Here is a 20,575-nt window from a genome sequence, read left to right as displayed (position 1 = left end):
CGCGTCCGTCGGAATTTTTCACATATTTCATCAGTCCATCAAGAGTTTTCATGGTGGAGCAATGGCGAAGTAGTGCCAACTAGGTCCTGAGCAATCATCCGCGCTTCGGCTGAGACCGGCCGTGTTGCCGCTAGGGGGCCGCCAGGCGGGAGCTTGTTTTCGGCGAACACTGTCATCGCCGCCACCTGCCGGTCTACACTCTTTATTGGGCTAGGTGACCCAGTGAGAGGTCAGTCGCCGCACGCACGCAACCGCGCATTGCAGCACCCGGCGAGGCTGATCCCGCTGGTGCTCATGTGGCAAAGTCGCTGCTGGGACGTAGGAGAAGCGCATGGTGCAAGATGTGACGTCGTGACCAGCAGCGGTATTGCCGGGCACAGGCAGCGTGGTCGGGGGACGGCAGCTCAGTGGCCAACATCGTGTCGGGTTTCGGGCCAATTTGGGTCTTGTAGCCCAAATAGCTTCACACGAATATGGCGAAACAGCTTCTATCATCCCGCGAACTGCTGTAACCTCCAAAATAGCTAGAAAGGGTTAGGCATGAAGACGGCGTATCGGCCATGTAACGGGAAGTTCCGTTCCGTAACGCGCACGCGACCCGCAGGCCTGAGACACCGCACCGAGGGTCAGACATGACACCATTCGTGCATGCCATGATCGGCGATCTGTCCACTGCCATTGATGCGGTCGCGAAAACTGCAGCGCTTTTTCTCACTGCGGCGCTACTGTTCCGCTTCTTCGCCAGACGGGCGCTTTCCGGTTTAAGCCCTTTCGACTGGATCGCAGCTGTAGCCGCTGGCGCAATTGTCGGTCGATCCGCGACCGCGAGCGACATCTCCTGGCTGGCCGCCACTGCCGCCCTCATTGGCTTACTGATTGTCCATCGAGCGTTGACTCGGTTGCGTTTCATCGCGGACCTGCACCGGCTCGTCGACCCACCTCCACGAATCATTGTTCGTGACGGTCAGATGCTGCCTGAGGCCATCAAGAAGTGCGGACTCATCACTGCTGACCTCGAATCCGCGTTGCGCCAGCACGGCTATCAGAATGCCGGAGGCGTCCAGCTGGCAGTCTTCGAGGCCAGCGGCGCGATCTCTGTCATCGCTGAGAACAAGCTGCTGAATCCGGTTGTGGTCCCGTCCGACGAGCGGCCGCACGAGGACGGCGACGGCAAGCCGAACGCATCGTCTGCCTCGGCAAGGATCGAAAGCGCTTCGGGCAGTTCACCGTAACGCGAAGCGCCCTAGCGCTAGAAGCGCAGAATGCGCAGTTGCCTATTAAGGAGGGTCACATGATGAAGGAAAGACCTTTGTCGTCCGACGATGTCACGGCCATGGCCAACGCTACCGGCATTCAGATTCGACCGGAGAGCGCTGCGGCGGTGGCGGAAATGCTCACTGCGATTCACCACACCGTGATGAGACAAGTTGCGGTTATCGATCAAGACGCACGCCTCGCGGTCTGCTTCGACGCGCGGGGCGGCGGGGGTGCTTGATGGACGACATCACCAGCGCGTGGAAACTAGACATCTCGACCGTGGCTGCCCTGATTGCCAGTCAGTCCGTGTCGCCCGTTGACTTGACCACCATGATGCTGGGTCGCATCGCCAAGATCGACCCTGCGCTGCAGTCCTATGTGACAGTGCTCGGCGAACAAGCCCTCAATGATGCAACAGTCGCAGCCGATGAGATCGCAGCGGGCCGGAATCGAGGTCCATTGCACGGCATTCCGATCGCCATCAAAGACATCTATGACACAGCCGGAATTCGAACCACATCATGTTCCAAGGTGCGCGAACATCACGTTCCGACCGCAGATGCAACGACGGTAAGAAAGCTCAAGGAAGCTGGCGCCATCGTCCTCGGCAAGGTGACCACACATGAATTCGCGTTCGGGTTCGATTCGGCGCCCACCAAAAACGCCTGGAACCTGGACCATATCCCCTCTGGCTCGAGTGGCGGATCTGCGGCCGCCATAGCGGCCGGTCTGTGCTTCGCTGCAACCGGCAGCGACACCGGCGGCTCGATTCGAGCGCCCGCGGCGGCCAACGGCATTGTCGGAATCAAGCCAACCTACGGCCGGGTCAGCAAAGCTGGCGTCACTGTACTTTCCTGGTCTCTTGACCACACAGGGCCGATGGCCCGTTCCGTACGCGATCTCGCAGTCCTGCTAGACGTCATGGCTGGACATGATGCTTCGGATCCGCACACCAAAGACGTCGACGTTCCCCCCTATACGGCGGGACTGACCGGCGACGTAGCGGGTATGCGAATCGGCGTTCCGTTGAATTATTTCACCGACGACGTGCAGCCGGCGGTGACCGAGGCGGTCGAAGCCGCGATCGAGCATTTCGCATCTCTCGGTGCTGAAATCGTGCGGGTCCGCATCGACGATATTTCAGGGGCGCTGGACTGCATGGTCGCGATCGCGACGGCCGAAGCCGCAGTGTTCCACCAGCGAGCTCTGCGCGAATGTCCCGACCTGTTCGGCGACGAGACGCGTCTTCTGCTGGAGGCGGGCTCGGCAATGCCTGCCTCAACCTACATCAACGCACAGAGAGCAAGGGCGGTGATTCAATCCCACATTGCAGAAGCGCTGCGCGAAGTCGACCTCCTGGTCACGCCCACACAGCCAGCGACCGCGATGAAGGTCGGACAGTCGCTGTCACGGATCGGCGCGCGTGAGGAGTCGGTGTTCGAGATGTCTGCGCGATTCTGCGTACCGTTCAATCTCGCCGGTCTTCCGGCGGCATCTGTACCGTGCGGATTCGATTCACACGGCTTACCTATCGGTCTTCAAATTATCGGGAAACCCTTTGACGAGACCACTGTCCTGAGGGCTGCGGATGCCTATCAGCGCAGTACCGACTTCTGGACCAAGTATCCAGCGATCGCTGAATGTTGATCCGCAGTCGCTACCAAGAGAGTTACGAACGATTTTCACATGTGTAGCTCACCACGCCGCGACACGGGAAGTGCAGACCGCATTGTTTCGCAGATCCGGGATCAACATCCGCCAAATATCATGAAAAATGCTTGACGCCAACATATCAACGACACGACGTGATCGTCACGCTGCACATCCGTCGGCACAATTTCTTGCACTACCCCTCGTGGACTTCGCAGAATTGCCCGCCCTCAAGGAGAGAAACTCGCCATGACCGCTGTAGATGAACGCATCAACGACCTTGTCTCTCGCATCCCGCAGTCACAAGTCATTACCGACACCGACATCACCGAGCAGTATCGGCGAGACTGGGCCAGGGATCCCGATGCCGGGTATCCTCTTGCCGTCGTGCGTGCTACGTCCACCGCAGATGTCCAAACCGTGATGCGGTGGGCCACCGCTGCCAACGTTCCGGTAGTCCCGCGCGGAGCTGGTTCAGGCTTGTCCGGGGGAGCTACCGCGGTCAACGGCGGCATCGTATTGACGACGGAGTTGATGCGTTCGATTGAAGTCGACCCCGTTACCCGCACCGCTGTGGTCCAGCCCGGCATGATCAACGCCGACGTGAAGCGAGCAGTCGCCGAGCATGGGCTGTGGTACCCGCCAGACCCCTCATCCTTTGAGATGTGCTCGATCGGTGGTAATGCGGCCACCAACGCCGGCGGACTGTGCTGTGTGAAATATGGTGTGACAACGGACTATATCTTGGGCCTCGAAGTCGTGCTCGCCGATGGAACTGCCGTCCGCCTTGGCGGCGCTCGCCTCAAAGATTCGGCAGGGTTGTCCCTGACCAAACTGTTCATCGGCAGCGAGGGAACGTTGGGCATCATTACCGAATTGATTGTCCGGCTGTTACCCGCCCAGCCTCTGGCCAGTACGGTGGTTGCCTCGTTCTCCTCAGTGCGCGATGCGGCAGACGCCGTTCTCGGCATTACGCGATCGATGAGGCCGGCGATGCTCGAATTCATGGACCAGACCACGATTGCCGCGGTCGAGGGAAGCATGAGGATGGGGCTTGACCTCGATGCGAAAGCGATGTTGATCGCGCAGTCGGACTCAGCAGACCGAGACCGTGAAACCGCCTTCATGAGCGAAGTCTTCCAAAAGTGCAAAGCCACTGACGTATTCGCGACTGATGAGCCCGCAGAGGGCGACGCGTTCACGGCGGCACGACGATTCGCCATACCGGCTGTCGAACGGCTTGGCGATCTCCTGCTCGAAGATGTGGGCGTGCCATTGCCTGCACTCCCAGCACTCATCGAGGGTATCGAGGCGATCTCGACCCGCCGGAACATCGTCTGTGCCGTCATCGCTCATGCCGGCGACGGCAACACCCATCCACTAATCGTGCACGATCCGGCTGATGCCGACCAGAGCAAGCGCGCCTACGCCGCATTCGGGGAGATCATGCAGTTGGCGATTGAACTCGGCGGGACGATAACCGGCGAGCATGGGGTCGGCCGACTCAAGAAGGCGTGGCTGCCAGATCAGGTCGGTCCCGACGTGATGGATTTGACTCGTCGCATCAAGAAGGCCCTGGACCCGCAGGACATTCTCAATCCCGGCGCCGTGCTCTGACCGACACGGGTCAGTTGTAGTGGCCGAAGAGTGCGCGCGTACCGGCGGTAATGCGCGGGCTGCGGGGCTGAGCCGAATGCCTCAATCCTGTAGGTCATCACGCTCCGAGAAAGGATTGCGATCCACTCCGGGTGTCCAAGCCAGCCCGGGCACCGCCCAGCCGCGACCGATGATCGCCTCCGCAGCTTGAGACGCGTAGGGCGGCACCAAATCATCGATATACAGGCGTCCGTCGAGGTGCGCGGTCTCGTGCTGCAGCATCCGCGCGATGAGTCCGCGTCCCTCGACGGAAGTCGGCGAGCCGTCGGCTTCCAGGCCTGTGACACGCGCCCAGGTCGCGCGACGGATTGGGAACTTCTCCCCCGGTGCGGAAAGGCAGCCTTCCTCGTCGGCGGTCGGATCGGGGTCTCCTGCCGGGAGGTCGGAAATCTCAAGTACCGGGTTGACTACACAACCACGATGTCGTTCAGGTTGACCCCGCACCTCGGGGCAGTCATAGACGAATACCCTCACATCGACACCAATCTGGTTAGCCGACAGCCCGACTCCCTTAGAGGCTGCGAGCGTGTCGTAGAGATTGGTGACGAGATCGGGCATCCAGTCGGGCAGCCCACCATCGGCTGATACGGGTACTGCACGGGTAGCCCGGTGTAGGACGGGATCTCCGAGAATTCGAATGGGTAGGACGGCCATTTGGTCGACTCTACGTGTGACTTGCGGCGCGTGTCACAGACGCTGGATCCCTCTGAGACAACAAGGTTCGAGCTCCGGTCACCTTTTTCACGGACCATCGGCTGGGTGAACCGAGGATGGCTCCGTGGGCTAAACGCGGCTTCTTCGCTGGCCGACTCGGGCAAATACGTTGAAGCGTTGGGCATTCACACCCGTGTTCGCAGGGCGGTAGTGACCGACACCTCGATCGTACGGACTCGACGCTCGTCTTGTTCGAGGTGCCACTCGCGAGAGCACAGCGCGATTTCAGGGCCCCGCAGCTAGCGCTGGGCAGCAACGTAGTCGATGGCGGCTCGGATGAGTTCACTACACGGCTGGACCGAACCGGTCGTGAATGTGAGCATGGTGCCGCCCTGGTGAGCGGCGAGCAGTACTGCCGCCAGATGGTCGACATCGGAGTTCGGGCCGATGTCGCCTGCGAGTTTGGCGCCCTCCAGGCCCGCGCGGAATCGCTCTAATACAGCGTCGTAACCGCGAGCGAGATCGTCGGCTAGGTTTCTGTCGTACTCCAACACCTCACTTACCAATGAGCCGTACGGACACCCGCCGCGTAGGTGAACAGGTTCGCTGTCCTCGATGCACGCGTTTGCCCAGGCCTTCAGCGCGTCAAGGCTCGCCAACCCACCAAGCCGCGGTTGCGCGAGAAAGGCGTCCATGGCGCTGGCGCGGGCTTCTATCACCCTGCGGGTCAAGTCAGACTTGTCGTCGAAGTAGTGGCCGAGCTGAGAACCGCTCACTCGCGCAGCGCTTCGAACGTCCTCGAGGCTGGTGCGGCGAACACCCTTCAGGAACATCAAATCCGCGGCACCGTTGACGATTCGCTCCCGTGTTGCCATACCTTTGGTCGTCGGAAGGAACCCGACTTCATTGGTCGCGACACGAGCGCTGAAATCTGTACGTGCCCATCGCAGGCGCGGCGTGCGGGCCACGCGTTCGGTGGGATCCGACGCGAACCCGCGTAGGTGGTTGACGATGAAACGGAGAGCGCTGGCCAGTGGCCACGCCTGACGGTAAGTGAAACTGAGCAGGCAGCCACCCTGGTGGCCACCGGTGACAATCAGCGCCAGTAGGTGCGGGTCTGCAGCTGGGATGAGTACACCCTGCGCTTTCATACGATCTAAGCGGTTCTCGAAGAACTCGATCCACCGCTGATATCCGTTGGCCACTGTTTCGCGCATACTCTGGTCAGACTTCACCAATTGACCGGCCAGACCGTGATAGGTAGGCCGAGCGCTGTAGCCAAAGTTCCGCAGATGGCGCAGATTCAATTCGATCCAGTTCTCCCAATGGTCCCATGAGCCAAGGTCACTGACTTCAGGCAGTTGATGGTTTGCCATGATTGACTCGATCTGGTGCTCCAGAACCGCACGCAGCAACGATTGCTTGTCGTCGAAGTAGTGACTGATTTGTGAGCCGCTCACGTGCGCAGCGGTGCGCACCCGTTCCATGCTCAGTCCTTGTAGACCTTCGGTGAGTATCACGTCGGCGGCAGACCGGACAATGCGCTCGCGGGTTGCACGTCCTCGCGACGTCAGATTCCCTGCGGCACTGTGTACTTGGTCAACCATCAGTCCGGAAGAATACGTGGCTGTCATGGCCGCGCCCAAGAATCTTTTGAACTGCCCGCGATACTCTTCTAGAAATCATTCAGGGAGACTCCAGGATGGCAGTCCCAGCATCATCCGGACTGTCAGAAGTCCCTACGGCTCATGCTGTCAACACATCTCATATCGGATCGGCAGCCGCGAGAGTCCACCGACAAATGTTGTCGGTACATAGCGATAATCGCCAGCCAATTCGACTTTGCGGATCCGCGGAATCAATTGGGTGAAGAAGTGGGCGATTTCTGTCCGCGCCAGCGCCGCCCCGAGACAGTAATGGACCCCGACACCGAGGCCCAGGTGTTTGTTTGGCCGTCGCCCCACATCGAAGCGCATCGGGTTGTCAAATGCGTCTTCATCCCGATTGCCGGACTGGTAGGCCAGATACACCGACTCGCCCCTAGCAATCGGTACATCCCGCACCGATGTATCGGCTTTGGCGGTGCGCATGAACGCCTTGACAGGTGTAGTCCACCGCAGCATCTCTTCAACCGCGGTCGGCATCATCGTCGGATCAGCACGTAGACGCTGCATCTCGACGGGGTTCTCAATCAGGGCGAGAAGGCCACCGGCTATCGCCGCTTTAGTGGAGTCATGACCCGCACTCGCGATCACCCCGTAATAAGAAATCGTCTCCATGTCCGGGAGCAGTCGTCCGTCGATTTGCGCATTGGCGATCGCCGAAGCCAGGTCATCGGTGGGATGTGCACGCCGGTCCGCGGTCACATCGCGAAAGTATTCGATGAAGTCGTTGACGACATCGAGTGCGTCACTGGCGTTTTGCCCACGTCGGCGCTCATCGTCGTCAAGCCCGAAGATCTCTTGGGTCCAGGAGATCAGAAGTGGGAAGTCGCTTTCCGGCAGGCCGAGAAGTGACAGGATGACATGGCCGGCATAGGCCGTGGCCACATCATCGACGAAGTCCAACTCGGGGCCTGACTGGGCCATAAGGTCAACGTAGCGGGCCGCGAGCTCGCTGACGCGGGCATCGAGGACTCGAAGGGCTTTAGGACCAAACCAAGCCGTCCCGATGGCACGCATGGCACGGTGCTCATCACCGTCCATATGCACGAGATTGCGGATGCCCTCACCACTTTTGCGCAACTCCGCCAACTCATCGTCAAGTTCAGCCGGGCACAACATCGGCCGCGAACCGTTGATCCATAGCGCAGGATTCTGTTCGATCGCGACGATATCGGCATGTTTGGTGACCCCCCAGAACGTTCGATATGGAGCACGCTCCACCCTCACTACGGGAGCGTGCTGGCGAAGTCGGGCAAATCCGTTGTTCAGGGATTCTTCGTCGAGATAGGCCTTCGGGTTGGCCAAGAGCTCGGCTGCCTCGTCGACTGTCGTTTCGTTCATATCGCGATCCTAGGGCGGAGGTGGCAACGGAACTTTCCGACGATTCGCCAAATCCGTTCTGTGCATTGATGAGACCGATTAGTTTTGCAATCGGGCGGCTGCCACACTCATATGCTGTGGTGCTGGCGGCGGCGTTCACTGTGCAACCACGAAGGGTCCCGTGCGGACGATTAGCACCCGGCCTTCATCGCAATCGGGCCGACATTGGCAGCGGAGCCACTGCCGAACATGAGCGCGCTGCGCGGCAGTGGGCACCCCGCATCTGCAACGGTTACGTCGGCGCGCAGACGCGCCGCCAAGACCGCTAGGCAGGTGACGGCCTCGTGCCGTCGCGGTAGGCCTCCAGCAATTTCAACCAGATCTCGCTCACGGTGGGAAAGCATGGGACAGCGTGCCACAGTCGAGATATCGGAACCCGGCCTGCGACCGCGATGGTGGCTGAGTGAAGCATTTCGGCCACACCAGGTCCGACGAACGTCACGCCCAGAAGGTATTCGTGGTCCTCGTCAACGACCATTCGAGCCCGCCCGCTGTAGCCGTCGGCATAGAAGTTCGCCCCGGGAACGGCCGCACCCATGTCGACGTCAACTATCCGGACGCGATAACCGCGCTGTGCAGCCTGCGTGCTGGTCAACCCCACCGAACCGGCCTCGGGGTCGGTGAAGAAAGCTTGTGGCACGGCGAATTCGTCCGCGGTCGTGACATGTGAACTCCACGGCGAAGTGTCTACCCGGCGCTGATTGGCACGCGCGCCGATTGCCGCCCCGGCAATACGTGCTTGGTATTTGCCCTGATGTGTGAGCAACGCCTTGTGATTGACGTCGCCAAGCGCGTAAAGCCATTCGCCTTCGACGTCGCGTGCCAAACACGTATCGTCGACGTCCAGCCAGCTTCCCGGCTGCAGGCCGACGGATTCGAGACCGATGTCCGTAGTGTTCGGAGTACGTCCGGTCGCGAACAGGATCTCATCGACTTCGAGTTCGTCGCCGGAATCGAGGATGACCTGCACCGGCCCGGTTCCGCCGGGACGGCGCAGCTCGACGACCGACACGCCGGTGCGCACTTCGACTCCCGCATCCTTGAGTCCGCGCTCGACGAATTCGCCGACGAACCGTTCCATCCTCGGCAGCAGGTTGCCCGTTCGCGCCAGCAGCGTCACCTCCGAACCGAGACCCCGCCAGGCTGTGGCCATTTCGACGCCGACCCCTCCAGCTCCGACGACGGCCAATCGCCCGGGTATCGCGCTGCTGTCGGTGGCCCTGCGGTTCGTCCACGGCTTGGCTTCTGCAACGCCGGGAATGTCGGGCACTACCGCAGTGCTGCCCGTGCATACCACCACGGCATGGCGGGCCTGCAAGACCCGGACGCCGTCATCAGCTGTCGTGAGCACGACGCGCCGAACGCCGTCCATACGCGCGTGACCACGAAACAGCGCAGGACCCATCCCCGCGACCGCCTCCGCTACCGGCGTATCGTCCCAATCGGTCACGTAGCGGTCGCGACGGGCGAACACTCCCTTCGGCTCCGGCGAGCCGCTGACCGCGGCGCGGGCACCCTCGACGCGACGCGCGTCTGCGAGTGCAAGCACAGGACGTAGCATCGCCTTGCTCGGCACGCATCCCCAGTAGTTGCATTCGCCGCCAACGAGTTCGCGCTCCAGTAGTGCAACTGAGAGCCCTTCGGCATGAGCCCGGTCGGCGACGGTGATGCCAACAGGCCCTGCGCCGAGAACGATGACGTCATAGGTGTCCACACCTTGGCTGTCCGTCGTTGGGCTCAATTCTGCATTACTCATATGAATACCTTTCTGTAGCGGATTGGTTCGCGAATGTCAGGTCCAACCCGACACCGGGATGGTGAATGTCCCGCGCTCCTGAAAGACCCACCGACGGGCGTGAGGATCGGCGAAGCCGATGAAAACTCGCATAGTCGGTTCGACCGGGGTCGCACCCCGCGCGAAAGGATCCACGCCACCCGCCGTTGGCGTCTTTGCCCCGGATCTCGTCCATCTCGCCGATACAAGCCGGCCACCGCTAGTGGAACCAAGATCGGTGTATGGGGTGATGCGTCCCTCCTGGACGACGGTGCCATCCGCGACACCGCTGGCAGGGAAATGGGCGACCGGATAGCGCCCAGGCTCGTGGAGCCGCACCACATGTTGGCTATTGGCTATCCACCGGTCTCCGAAACGCACACGCATGCGACGCCGTCGGGGCCCGTTGTAAAGCAGCCGCGGCAACGGATCGGGGGTGAGGAAGTGACCGGCAGCTTTCGCCACCAAAGGCCCCGGCTGCCATGCCAATCCCATCGATCACCACCCACCTCTTGATCGTGCGTTTTGCAAGACAGCGCGGCTACGTGCCGCGCTCCGCCGCATGCAGTTACTTTCGGTCCGCCTGTCCGCGCGTCCAAGCGGTGACGACACGCGTAAACTGGGGCGCTACACCCATTATTCTGGGCTATGCAACCCATCTTGTCTAGACCTGCGCGCGAAATTCCCGTGTTTCGTCTGGTCGCTGAGCCACTCATGCGCGGGACGTCACCCGCGTGTCACTTCAGCGTTTGCTTGAGCCGCCTCCAAGAACTCGTCGCCACCCGCCCGCGTCAGAATTCAGTGGCAGTAGTCGTGAACGGCATAATCCAGGGCCCGCTGGTAGAGCTCGTCAAGGTGCTCCTTGGCAATCGCAGCATTCTTCGCGTCCTGCAGATCGGCGGGGCACGAGAGCCCGCGCAAGGCATCCTGCTGGTCGGCGATGTCTTGAACGATCTCGGTGTTGAGGCGATTGATCACATCACGAGAGGACGTCAGGTCGGGCGCCGTCTTGGGGGCTGAGGCGGGATCGATCTTCCATTGTGCGAAACGGCTGTGCTCCAGTGAATCCGTCGCGTCGATCTGGTCCCGGAAAACGCGGCGCACGAACTCGGTGTCGATGTGTCGGTCGGCAGCGGCCGCTGTGACGGCGTCGATCACCTGGCCTTCTCGAACAGGATCGTCGACTGCTCCGCCGGTGCGGTACTTCGAAGCGGCCACCGGATCGGCGGTTTGCAGCCGCAACGCTGCGTCGTCGACAAGCTTGATCAATGGCCCAATCTGATCGGCTCCCGCGGTTGCGCAGGTTGCGCCGGCCACGACAAGCGGGGCTATAACCAGAACTGTTGCTAGTGCGCGACTTACACGGGCTGATGACGTCGACACAGTCGGAGTACTCCTCTTCGCGTTGTGAAACGTATTGGCTAGGCGCAATTATGTCCGTGGTGGCTCAACAGCGGTCACATCGGCACCGATGAGCGTAACAAGGGGACGGATCTCGTGTCGCAGTGGTACAGCGCGGAGCATTTCGAATCGAATCATCCGACATACTTCCGGTATTCGCTGCCTGACAGCGAATTTCATGTCATATACGCCTTTCGTCGAATGACCACTCAGGCGCGATCCGCACGGCTTTGTTATGGCGGGCTCGATGTGCCGAATTCGTTCGTAGCAAGGTTGCGATCGTCGTTCACCTCTGGCTCTTCTCCCGCCCGCTTGAAGAGATCAGGCTGCAACTGACTTGGCCGGTGCACGCCGCGTCACCAGTTCACGACTCACATCAACGGGGCCAGGCATCCGTTCATAAAGGCGTCCGACTGCGAGGCGCCCGTGATGGATGTCGTTCGTCGCGTCTGGCTCCTGACGAGGTCGAGAGTTCCTCAAGCGCCACCGCCGGAGAGGGATCAACTGGCGCAGGCAATCTCGCCGCCGTATGTGGATTGGTCCTCTAACAACGCGACCAGGTGCCCGAGATCGCGCCGACGCGACGACGCTGACCATGCCGCCCACGTGCGTCGGCGAAGGGGATTGCCCAACAGCGGTCTCCACGTCAGTGGCGCTGGCAACGTATCTTGGCAACCTGGTGGGGCGAGCGCAAATGATCGACCGAGGCTCACAGCGGCGTGGACAACTTCAGGCATGAGCCGTTCGGTATACGACGACAATGGTTCGATGTGTAGTCCATAACTGCGCAAGGTGCATGTCAATTCGTCGTACCAGATCGGACTGCTTTCACGGGAGAATCCCTGCCAGTCCAGCCCAACGAGGGCTTCCAATCCCACCGGTTCAGACGGGGGGCCCAACCGCTCGGCTTGCGAGACGCTGACGATGATCCCTAAGGACTCGTCGGCAACCAACGTGGCATCGAGATGCGGTTCGGGCGGTCGATGGCGAAGCAACCCGAGGTCCAACTCCCCCGCCGTCAGCAGGTCCAGCTGACGGGCAGTGCAAAGGCTGCGCACATCGACGGCCACCGATGGATACGCGCGGGCAAGAGCGGCCAAGGCGCTGCTCGGCATTCCCATTGGCATCCCGACCGGCACGCCGATGCGAAGAAGGGTGTCTTCGGCCCAGCCACGCGACATCACTTCGACAGTCTGGTCGTATCGCGCTAGCACCGCCCGCGCTTCCGACAACAACACCTTGCCTGCCGGTGTCATCACCACACCGGCATTCGTACGCTCGAGAAGCACTGATCCGCATTGCTTTTCGAGTCCGCGTATCGTATGCGACACTGCCGGCTGACTGAGATTCAACCGTTGCGCTGCGCCTGCGAAACGGCCCTCCTCCACGACCGCGACGAAGGTTCTCAATTCACGCAGGTCCACGATGCGCGCTCCAATCGGCCGTCACCACGAGTAAGAGTGGAAGAACTGCCATACCTGTCCAATATCGGACCGGCTTCGTCTCGGAGCACCCGGCCGAGCACAGCCGATTCGAGAATTGGCGTGCATCGCTCGCCGCATCAGATGACAAGCACATTGCACAACACCGCGATCCGGACAGCGCGCAGACTTTTGACAACCGTCTGGAATGTGTGGCGATATGGGCCATACAACCCATTCTGCCCACGGCGGCAGATTTGTGCCACGTGGACTCGATTTGCCGCATTAAACGAACCGCAATCGTTTGAAACGTGATTCTTCACCCGATATCAACGCAGACGCAGCACGTGAAACACCCAATGTGGAAGTGCAACGCAGGCGGGCGCATAGCGTCTTCAATCGCTTCCGGGCAGAGCAGAGCGCCGGGCTCAAGCGCTCCGGACTGCCGTCCTATCTTGACTCGACGGCGGAGAGCTATGGACGCCCAACACCAGTGACGCTGGCCAGGTGCCGCGCTGCGGGCTAAGGTCTGAATTGGGCGGCACAACCCAATGAGAGGTCAAAGCGCGTGATACTCCCACCCAGCACAGCGGCATCAGCCGTGGATCCGCAATTGCTGCAATCTCTGTTCCTGTTCGAGGCGTTGCCCACGGAACATTTGCGTTTGGTGGCGGCCAACAGCGTCGTCATTGACTATGCGCCGGGCCTGATATTCGCCGAGGGGGATCCGGCGTGTTACTTCTATGTGCTGGTCGCCGGCGAGCTTGTGCTCAGCAAGCGTGCCGGCGAGCACGATGTCGAGACGAGCAGAACGGCCCACCGCGGAGCATACTGCGGCGCGACGGCATCGTTCATCGACAATCCGCCGGAGCGCTACACCTTCTCGGTTCGAGCCAGCCAACAAACCAGCCTGTTACGTATCGATGCCGATTTCTTCGGTCGCTTCGTGCGCGCACAGTACCCGATGGCCGTACATCTGCTCCAAGGCATGATCGTCGATCACGAAGGCGTCCATCAGATACTTGGTCAACAGCACCGCATGCAGGCGGCGGCGACGCTGACAGCTGGTCTGATGCATGGGTTGAACAATCCCGCCGGCGCGATCCGCCGCATCGCCGCACAACTGCGGACCAGTCACGAGACTGCGGACCTGGACCATACGAACGGCGCCCTGTCACCAAAAGCCAAGAAGGTGCTGGATCGACTTCGTCACGAGTCGAGAGTTCGGCTACAGGCCGCGCAGCCACGCTCTTCGCTGCAGATGGCCGACGACGAAGATCAGATCGGCGACTGGCTCTCGTGTCGGCGGGTGGAGCAGGCCTGGGACGTCGCACCGATCCTGGCAACGGCGGGGCTGGACATCGGGGTGCTTAACGATGCAGCGCAGGCCCTTGAGCAGGGGGACGCATCCGCCGAAATAGGAACTGTCGTCACGGCGGTCGCGGTGGAGGTGGAGAGGCTGCTGTTGGTCGATGAACTCGCCAGCGCAAGTCGCGAAGTGACCGCACTGGTGGAGTCCGCGCAACAGTACTCACAGCTGGACAGCACGCCGCTGGTACAAGCCGATGTGCATGAGTTGCTGGACAGCACCCTCACCGTGATGTCTGCCGTCATCGGTGAGGGTATTGCGGTGAAGCGAGACTACGCGCGCAACTTGCCCGTTCTAATGTGTTACGCGGCTGAGCTCAATCAGGCATGGACCAACATCGTCCACAATGCCGTCGACGCGATTCGGGCAACTGATGCCAAACAGGGAGTCGTCACGATCAAAACCTCTCAAACCCGCCGCGGAGTGATCAGGGTTCAGATTTGCGACAATGGAATCGGCATTCTGCCGGAAGTCCGCGACAGGATCTTCCTGCCATTCTTCAGCACCAAGCCGGTCGGCCAAGGCGTGGGTATGGGTTTAGATCTGGCATGGCGTGTCATCGTCGGGAAACATCGCGGGACACTCGGTGCCGTCTCCGGTCCAGGCGACACCAGGATCACGGCGTGCCTACCGGTGCACGGAGCCGAATCGAGGGAGTGACCACACCGCGAACCGGCTCCGGAGTTACGACCCAGCAGACTACCCTCGAGTCAACACGGTGCGTAGCGTGAGCGGCTCGATTAGTGCCACGTCACCGATCGCTATTGCCATTGTGCGGGATCGAATACACATCAAAGCCGCAGCCTCACCGCTCAATTGGGGAATGCTAGTCGTGGCGGCCGGATGTGCGGAGGCCACTACGCCGATGGGACAGTCGCGGCGGCGTCCAGGCCTGGTGCCTGCGCGATGGCTTCGCTGGCCGCGCGATACAGATCCAGGCGCGAATAGATCCCGAAAGCACCGCCGTTGTCAAGGAAACCACCGCCCGGCCCGAGCGTCGACGTCAGGATGGCGTCGGCCTGGTCCAAGGAAAGATAAGGATAGGCGGCCGTCAGCAGATACCCGGCCTCCGGCGCCAGCTTGCCAACGTCGGAATCAGCGTCAGCAGTGTGGGTGTATACCGCTGGCAGATCATATGTTTGGGTAGTGGCGACAAACTTCTCGTCGGCGCCCGGATCGGCGAAGCGGCCGTGATCGTCGCTCGCGCACGCCACCACAGTGTGGCCACATGCACTCGACAGCGCCTCGTCGACATCTGATCGCGCCTGAGCCAATGCCTGACGGAAATCGTCAATGCGTACGTCGCCACGCTGCACACCGACATACCCTGTCGAATTCGCCAGAAGGTGTGCCAGGTCGTAGATGGCCAGCGTACGGCCGCCGAGCACATCCATGGCGTAGTGCGCACCAAGGATGATGCGGTCGTTGCCGTATTCGGCGGCCCGCGCCATCATCTGCGGATACCGTTCGGGTATCAGCAGCGCCAACAGCAGCGACTCGGTGTAGCCGTGGGTCGTGTGACCACTGGGATAAGACGGGCTGTCGATCAGGTTCTGCGACGGGCCACGCAGCCAGGCAAGACTTTCAGAATCCGCGCCGAAGAAGTCCTTGCCGCTGTAGGTGAGCAGATGCGGGAGGGTTTGGAACGGACGGGGATTGCCGTAGGCATCGCCCTTTACGCTGCCGGCCGGCAGGTCATAGGCCTTGCCGAAAACGTCTGTGACGCCGCCCGCCTCGGACAGCACGGCCGCCACCTCCGCGGGGGCCGACGTTTTCCCATCCGTCGTCGCGTTGGCAAAAAGGAACTTGCCTGAATTGGCGTCAGCTTTGGTGGTGGCCGAGGTGAAAGCAATCAAGTCGGCCACTGCCGGCGACACGTTGGTGTAGTCGGTCTTGCCATCGGGGCGACGGGTATATGACGTCAACTTCTGGTAGGCCTCACCGAGGCTGGTGCCCAAGCCGTCAGCCAACTCATAGGCGTTGCCGTCGGTGATGAAGGCATCACGCAGCGCCAGTTGCTGCTGCTCGTCGAACGGCAACAAAGTCGGCTGCCCGTGCGTCCCGTTCTGGATCGCTCCGGTCACCGCAAGATTGCTTGTCAGCGCCGCACGGCCAGCCGCCGTGGTGTTGAGGGAGCTGACCGCGGCCAGCCCACGCTGCACGTCAAGGTTGGGCAGATTTTCAGCCCCGGCGATACCGGCCACGGTCACCGAGCCGGCGCAAACGATCGCGACCGCCAAACACGTCTGCAATTTCATTGCCGTAGCAACCCCTGGGACTGTCGTAGGTGAGAAGTTGTATGACTCTAACCCAAACCCTGTGCAGCTTGGCGATCAAACAGGTGCCGAAATCGTTGTGCTGCAAGAAATGACAAGAGTTGCGCTACGGTGCCGCCACCACTCGGGCATGGTAATGCCATGCTGCGGCAGCGAGAGGGAAGCGAACTGCAATCGATGACAGTCCCGAGTGCTGCAGACAGTTTGGGAGTCGGCTTCGACGGTCCGGTGAAGGACGCGGCCGGTGCATCACCACGTCCCGTCGAGTATTCGCCGCGCTTATAACACGCGGTCGCGAAATGGTCGCCGACTCTGGACCGCCACGCCTTCGAGTCCACGATGTGCCACTGAACTGGGCCGCCCGCAGCGCACATGCACGTAATCCCATGACCGCCATTCACGGAGCGAATTTCGCCGCCGGTACTGTGGATTTCATCGACCCGCGTCGATGCGCATCTTTCTTTCTCCCTCAACGCAATTCGGATGATTACATTTATGCCTACGCCCGCTGACGATCGTGAATTGCGGAGTGAACGCCGCTTCGAGACCCTGATGGCCACCGACCCGCAGCTCATCGCGGCCCGCCCTGATCCGGCCGTCACGGCCACGCTCGAAGCAGCCCCGACCCTCGTCGAAGTGATGAGTGCGGCCGTCGCCGCATACGCCGACAGGCCCGCGCTCGGCCAGCATGCCGTGAAGTACGTGACCGACGCCGGCGGTCGCACCGTCACCGAACTTCAGCCGCATTTCGACACCCTCACCTACGCCACAATGTGGGGGCTTGTGCATGATCTCGCCGCAGCCATCGCCGGCGACCCTGTCCAACCCGGAGACCGGGCAACCATTCTCGGATTCGCCAGCGCCGACTATGCCGTAATCGACATGGCGCTCGGCCTCGTGGGCGCCGTTTCGGTACCGCTGCAGACCGGCGCGTCGGCGACAACTCTGCACCCGATCATCGTCGAAACCGCACCCGTGGCCATGTTCGCCAGCGTCGACTTCCTCGACGAGGCGATCACACTGGCCGAAACCGGCCATGCGCCAGAACGACTCATCGTCTTCAACTACCACCACCGCGCTGACGACGAGCGCGAGGCGGTCCGGCGGGCCGCGGACCATCTTGCCGCGCTCGGTGTCACCGTTGAGCCTCTCCATCTCGCGATCTCCCGCGGCGCCTCGCGCTGCGACGTACCCACCCGCCCAAGCGCCAACCCCGACGATCTTCGCCTGCTGATCTACACCTCGGGGTCGACCGGGACACCGAAAGGCGCGATGTACACCGACCGCTTGGTGGCCAACAGTTGGCGCAGTTGGTTTCCCCCCGCGTGGGACACCGAGAACAGACTGCCCGCGATCACGCTCAACTTCATGCCTTTGAGCCACGTCATGGGTCGGATCACGCTGTACGCCACGCTGGGCGTCGGCGGAACCGCATACTTCACCGGGCGGGCCGATCTGTCAACGCTTCTCGAAGACTTCGCCCTCGTCCGACCGACTCAGCTCCTCCTGGTCCCCCGCATATGGGAGATGCTTTACCAGCACGTGCAAAGCGAAGTGAACCGCCGCGCCGACGGCACCAGCGACCGGCAGGCGCTGGAGGCTCTGGTGATGGCCGAACAGCGCGGCACGCTGTTCGGCGGCCGGCAGTTCTCGGCGCTCAACGGCTCGGCGCCGCTCGCGCCCGAACTGCGCGACTGGGTCGAGCGTCTCCTCGACGTCCCGCTCATCGACGGCTACGGATCCACTGAGGACGGCGTCGTGCTCATCGATGGGGTCATCCGACGGCCTCCGGTGATCGACTACAAGTTGATCGACGTTCCCGAACTCGGGTATTTCCTCACCGACCGCCCACACCCGCGCGGTGAGCTGCTGATCAAATCGACCGACGTGATCCCCGGTTACTACCAGCGACCTGAGGTGACCGCCGAGGTCTTCGACGCCGACGGCTGGTACCACACGGGCGATGTGATGGCCGAGCTCGGACCCGACCAGCTGCGCTACGTCGACCGCCGCAACAACGTCATCAAGCTGTCCCAGGGAGAATTCGTCACCGTCTCCACGCTCGAGGCCGCTTACAGCGGACACCCCGCCATTCGCCAGATCTACGTCTACGGCAACAGCGCCCGTTCCTATCTGCTTGCTGTCATCGTGCCGACCGAGGACACCCTCACCGCTAGCAGCATCGACACGCTCAAACCTGTTCTCAGTCAAGCTTTGCAAACCGTGGCCGCGCAGAACAGGCTGCAGTCCTACGAGGTGCCACGCGACTTCATCGTCGAGACAACGCCGTTCACCGTGGAAAACGGTCTGCTGACCGGGATCCGGAAATTAGCCCGGCCCCTGCTGAAGAAACAGTACGGCGCCGCCCTCGAGCACCTGTACAGCGAGCTGGCCGACAGTCAGGACAACGAACTGCGTGCCCTGCACAGCGGCGCGAAGGACGCCCCGGTGCTCCATACCGTCATCCGCGCTGCCGCTGCTCTGCTCGGCGCGGCACAGTCCGACTTGCGGGCGGACGCCCATTTCACCGACTTGGGCGGCGACTCCCTTTCGGCATTGACCTTCGGAAACCTGCTCGCCGAGCTCTTCGAGGTCGACGTGCCCGTCGGGATTATCGTCAGTCCGGCCAATGATCTCCAGGCCGTCGCCGCCTACATCGACGCTCAACGCAGCGGCGCGCTCAGCACACCAACCTCCGCCGCCGTGCATGGTCCCGGCGTGACCGAAATCCGCGCCGCCGACCTCACACTCGACAAATTCGTCGACAACGCGACTCTGGCCGCCGCGCCCGCACTGCCCCATGCGAACAACAAGATTCGCACGGTGCTGTTGACCGGAGGCACGGGATTCCTCGGGCGCTTTCTGGTGCTGGAATGGCTGGAACGGATGAACCTGGTGGACGGAAAGGTCATCGCGCTCGTGCGCGCCAAGTCTGATGACGACGCGCGCGCACGCCTCGATGCGACATTCGACTCGGGTGATGCGACGTTGTTGGCGCAGTACCACGCGCTGGCCGCTGATCACCTCGAGGTGATCGCGGGTGACAAGGGAGTCGCCCATCTCGGACTCGACCATGTCGCCTGGCAGCGGCTGGCCAACGACGTTGACCTGATCGTGGACCCGGCCGCCCTGGTTAACCACGTGCTGCCCTACGCTGAACTCTTCGGCCCCAACGTCGTTGGCACCGCTGAACTCATCCGCCTGGCGCTGACGGCGACAGTCAAACCGTTCGTGTATGTTTCGACAATCGGTGTCGGTGAGGGCATCCCGGCCGGCACGTTCGTCGAGGAAGTCGACGTGCGACAGATGAGCACCACTCGCGCGGTCGACGACAGCTATGCCAACGGCTACGCCAACAGCAAGTGGGCCGGCGAGGTCCTGCTGCGCCAGGCTCATGACCTGGCGGGGCTTCCGGTCTCGGTGTTCCGGTGTGACCTGATCATGGCCAGCACCACGTACACCGGACAGCTGAATGTTCCGGACATGTTCACCAGAGCGGTTCTCAGCCTCATCGCCACCGGTATCGCACCCGAATCGTTCTACGAACTCGACGCCGGCGGTGCCAGGCAGCGGGCACACTTCGACGGTCTGCCTGTCGAATTCATCGCTGAAGCAGTCTGCACACTGGGCGCCGCCGTCCAGGACGGCTACCAGACGTATCACGTGATGAATCCCCACGACGACGGTGTCTCGATGGACACGTTTGTCGACTGGCTCGTCGATGCCGGATACTCCATCAGCCGGGTTTCCGGTTACTCCGACTGGCTGGCACGGTTCGAAACCGGGCTGCGCAGCCTACCCGAGCAGCAGCGCCACGCGTCTCTGCTGCCGCTGCTGCACAGTTACCGCGAACCCCAGCGTCCCGTCAACGGCTCGCTGGCGCCCGCCGATCGCTTCCGAGAAGCGGTGCAGGAAGCGAAGATCGGGCTTGACAAGGACATCCCGCATCTTTCGGCGCCGATTGTCGTCAAGTGCGCGACCGACTTGCAGCTGCTGGGGCTGCTCTGAGAAGCCCGGCGGCTCAAAGTGTGATGAACGAACAGAATCTATTGCCGTCGAATACGAGAGGACCA

General features: G+C 61.7%; 13 protein-coding genes. 6 read left to right on the top strand and 7 right to left on the bottom strand.

Going from position 1 to position 20,575, the window contains the following annotated elements:
• Window positions 1–632 precede the first annotated feature (632 nt).
• The 4 genes from C1A30_RS25765 to C1A30_RS25750 all read left to right on the top strand — a co-directional run bounded on the left by C1A30_RS25765 (window position 633) and on the right by C1A30_RS25750 (window position 4,524).
• A complete protein-coding gene (locus C1A30_RS25765) occupies window positions 633–1,232 on the top strand; it encodes a DUF421 domain-containing protein (protein WP_101951146.1) in 600 nt (199 codons plus the stop codon).
• Between the two features lie 59 nt (window positions 1,233–1,291).
• Window positions 1,292–1,495 carry a hypothetical protein gene (locus tag C1A30_RS25760; protein ID WP_101951145.1) on the top strand — a complete coding sequence of 68 codons (204 nt, stop codon included), beginning with the start codon at window positions 1,292–1,294 and terminating at the stop codon, window positions 1,493–1,495.
• Complete coding sequence (locus C1A30_RS25755; protein ID WP_101951144.1) at window positions 1,495–2,904, top strand: amidase; 1,410 nt, start codon at window positions 1,495–1,497, stop codon at window positions 2,902–2,904. The genes C1A30_RS25760 and C1A30_RS25755 overlap by 1 nt, the downstream gene beginning before the upstream one ends.
• Before the next feature lie 252 nt (window positions 2,905–3,156).
• Window positions 3,157–4,524, top strand: coding sequence for an FAD-binding oxidoreductase (locus C1A30_RS25750; protein ID WP_101951143.1), 1,368 nt, complete (start codon window positions 3,157–3,159; stop codon window positions 4,522–4,524).
• Between the two features lie 81 nt (window positions 4,525–4,605).
• Here the strand turns inward: C1A30_RS25750 and C1A30_RS25745 are convergent, their stop codons facing one another.
• The 6 genes from C1A30_RS25745 to C1A30_RS25720 all read right to left on the bottom strand — a co-directional run bounded on the left by C1A30_RS25745 (window position 4,606) and on the right by C1A30_RS25720 (window position 12,860).
• Window positions 4,606–5,217, bottom strand: a complete 612-nt coding sequence (locus C1A30_RS25745; protein WP_101951142.1) for a peptide deformylase — start codon at window positions 5,215–5,217, stop codon at window positions 4,606–4,608.
• A 299-nt stretch (window positions 5,218–5,516) separates the two neighbouring features.
• A complete protein-coding gene (locus C1A30_RS25740; RefSeq protein ID WP_101952879.1) occupies window positions 5,517–6,824 on the bottom strand; it encodes a TetR/AcrR family transcriptional regulator in 1,308 nt (435 codons plus the stop codon).
• 147 nt (window positions 6,825–6,971) lie between these two features.
• Complete coding sequence (locus C1A30_RS25735; RefSeq protein WP_101951141.1) at window positions 6,972–8,222, bottom strand: cytochrome P450; 1,251 nt, start codon at window positions 8,220–8,222, stop codon at window positions 6,972–6,974.
• A gap of 304 nt (window positions 8,223–8,526) precedes the next feature.
• A complete protein-coding gene (locus C1A30_RS25730) occupies window positions 8,527–10,017 on the bottom strand; it encodes an NAD(P)/FAD-dependent oxidoreductase (protein WP_101951140.1) in 1,491 nt (496 codons plus the stop codon).
• A gap of 816 nt (window positions 10,018–10,833) precedes the next feature.
• On the bottom strand, window positions 10,834–11,418 hold the full coding sequence (locus tag C1A30_RS25725; RefSeq protein ID WP_101951139.1) for a chorismate mutase: 585 nt from the start codon (window positions 11,416–11,418) through the stop codon (window positions 10,834–10,836).
• A gap of 518 nt (window positions 11,419–11,936) precedes the next feature.
• A complete protein-coding gene (locus C1A30_RS25720) occupies window positions 11,937–12,860 on the bottom strand; it encodes a LysR family transcriptional regulator (protein ID WP_101951138.1) in 924 nt (307 codons plus the stop codon).
• Between the two features lie 598 nt (window positions 12,861–13,458).
• Here C1A30_RS25720 and C1A30_RS25715 point away from each other — a divergent pair.
• A complete protein-coding gene (locus tag C1A30_RS25715) occupies window positions 13,459–14,886 on the top strand; it encodes an ATP-binding protein (protein ID WP_142392662.1) in 1,428 nt (475 codons plus the stop codon).
• A gap of 197 nt (window positions 14,887–15,083) precedes the next feature.
• Here C1A30_RS25715 and C1A30_RS25710 read toward each other — a convergent pair whose 3' ends face one another.
• Complete coding sequence (locus tag C1A30_RS25710) at window positions 15,084–16,484, bottom strand: phosphatase PAP2 family protein (RefSeq protein ID WP_101951136.1); 1,401 nt, start codon at window positions 16,482–16,484, stop codon at window positions 15,084–15,086.
• A gap of 513 nt (window positions 16,485–16,997) precedes the next feature.
• Between C1A30_RS25710 and car the strand changes: the two genes are divergently transcribed.
• Window positions 16,998–20,510 (top strand): carboxylic acid reductase, encoded by a 3,513-nt coding sequence (gene car / locus C1A30_RS25705; protein WP_101951135.1) that lies wholly within the window; start codon window positions 16,998–17,000, stop codon window positions 20,508–20,510.
• The last annotated feature ends 65 nt before the right edge of the window (window positions 20,511–20,575 follow it).

The organism is Mycobacterium sp. 3519A, from assembly GCF_900240945.1.
Lineage (GTDB): Bacteria > Actinomycetota > Actinomycetes > Mycobacteriales > Mycobacteriaceae > Mycobacterium.
Note: the sequence above shows the minus strand (reverse complement) of the source record. Positions and strands in the feature narration are given on the sequence as shown.

Coding starts and splice junctions, on each gene's coding strand:
- C1A30_RS25765 (WP_101951146.1), top strand. CDS start 633: ATGACACCATTCGTGCATGCCATGATCGGCGATCTGTCCACTGCCATT.
- C1A30_RS25760 (WP_101951145.1), top strand. CDS start 1,292: ATGATGAAGGAAAGACCTTTGTCGTCCGACGATGTCACGGCCATGGCC.
- C1A30_RS25755 (WP_101951144.1), top strand. CDS start 1,495: ATGGACGACATCACCAGCGCGTGGAAACTAGACATCTCGACCGTGGCT.
- C1A30_RS25750 (WP_101951143.1), top strand. CDS start 3,157: ATGACCGCTGTAGATGAACGCATCAACGACCTTGTCTCTCGCATCCCG.
- C1A30_RS25745 (WP_101951142.1), bottom strand. CDS start 5,217: ATGGCCGTCCTACCCATTCGAATTCTCGGAGATCCCGTCCTACACCGG.
- C1A30_RS25740 (WP_101952879.1), bottom strand. CDS start 6,824: ATGGTTGACCAAGTACACAGTGCCGCAGGGAATCTGACGTCGCGAGGA.
- C1A30_RS25735 (WP_101951141.1), bottom strand. CDS start 8,222: ATGAACGAAACGACAGTCGACGAGGCAGCCGAGCTCTTGGCCAACCCG.
- C1A30_RS25730 (WP_101951140.1), bottom strand. CDS start 10,017: ATGAGTAATGCAGAATTGAGCCCAACGACGGACAGCCAAGGTGTGGAC.
- C1A30_RS25710 (WP_101951136.1), bottom strand. CDS start 16,484: ATGAAATTGCAGACGTGTTTGGCGGTCGCGATCGTTTGCGCCGGCTCG.
- car (WP_101951135.1), top strand. CDS start 16,998: ATGCCTACGCCCGCTGACGATCGTGAATTGCGGAGTGAACGCCGCTTC.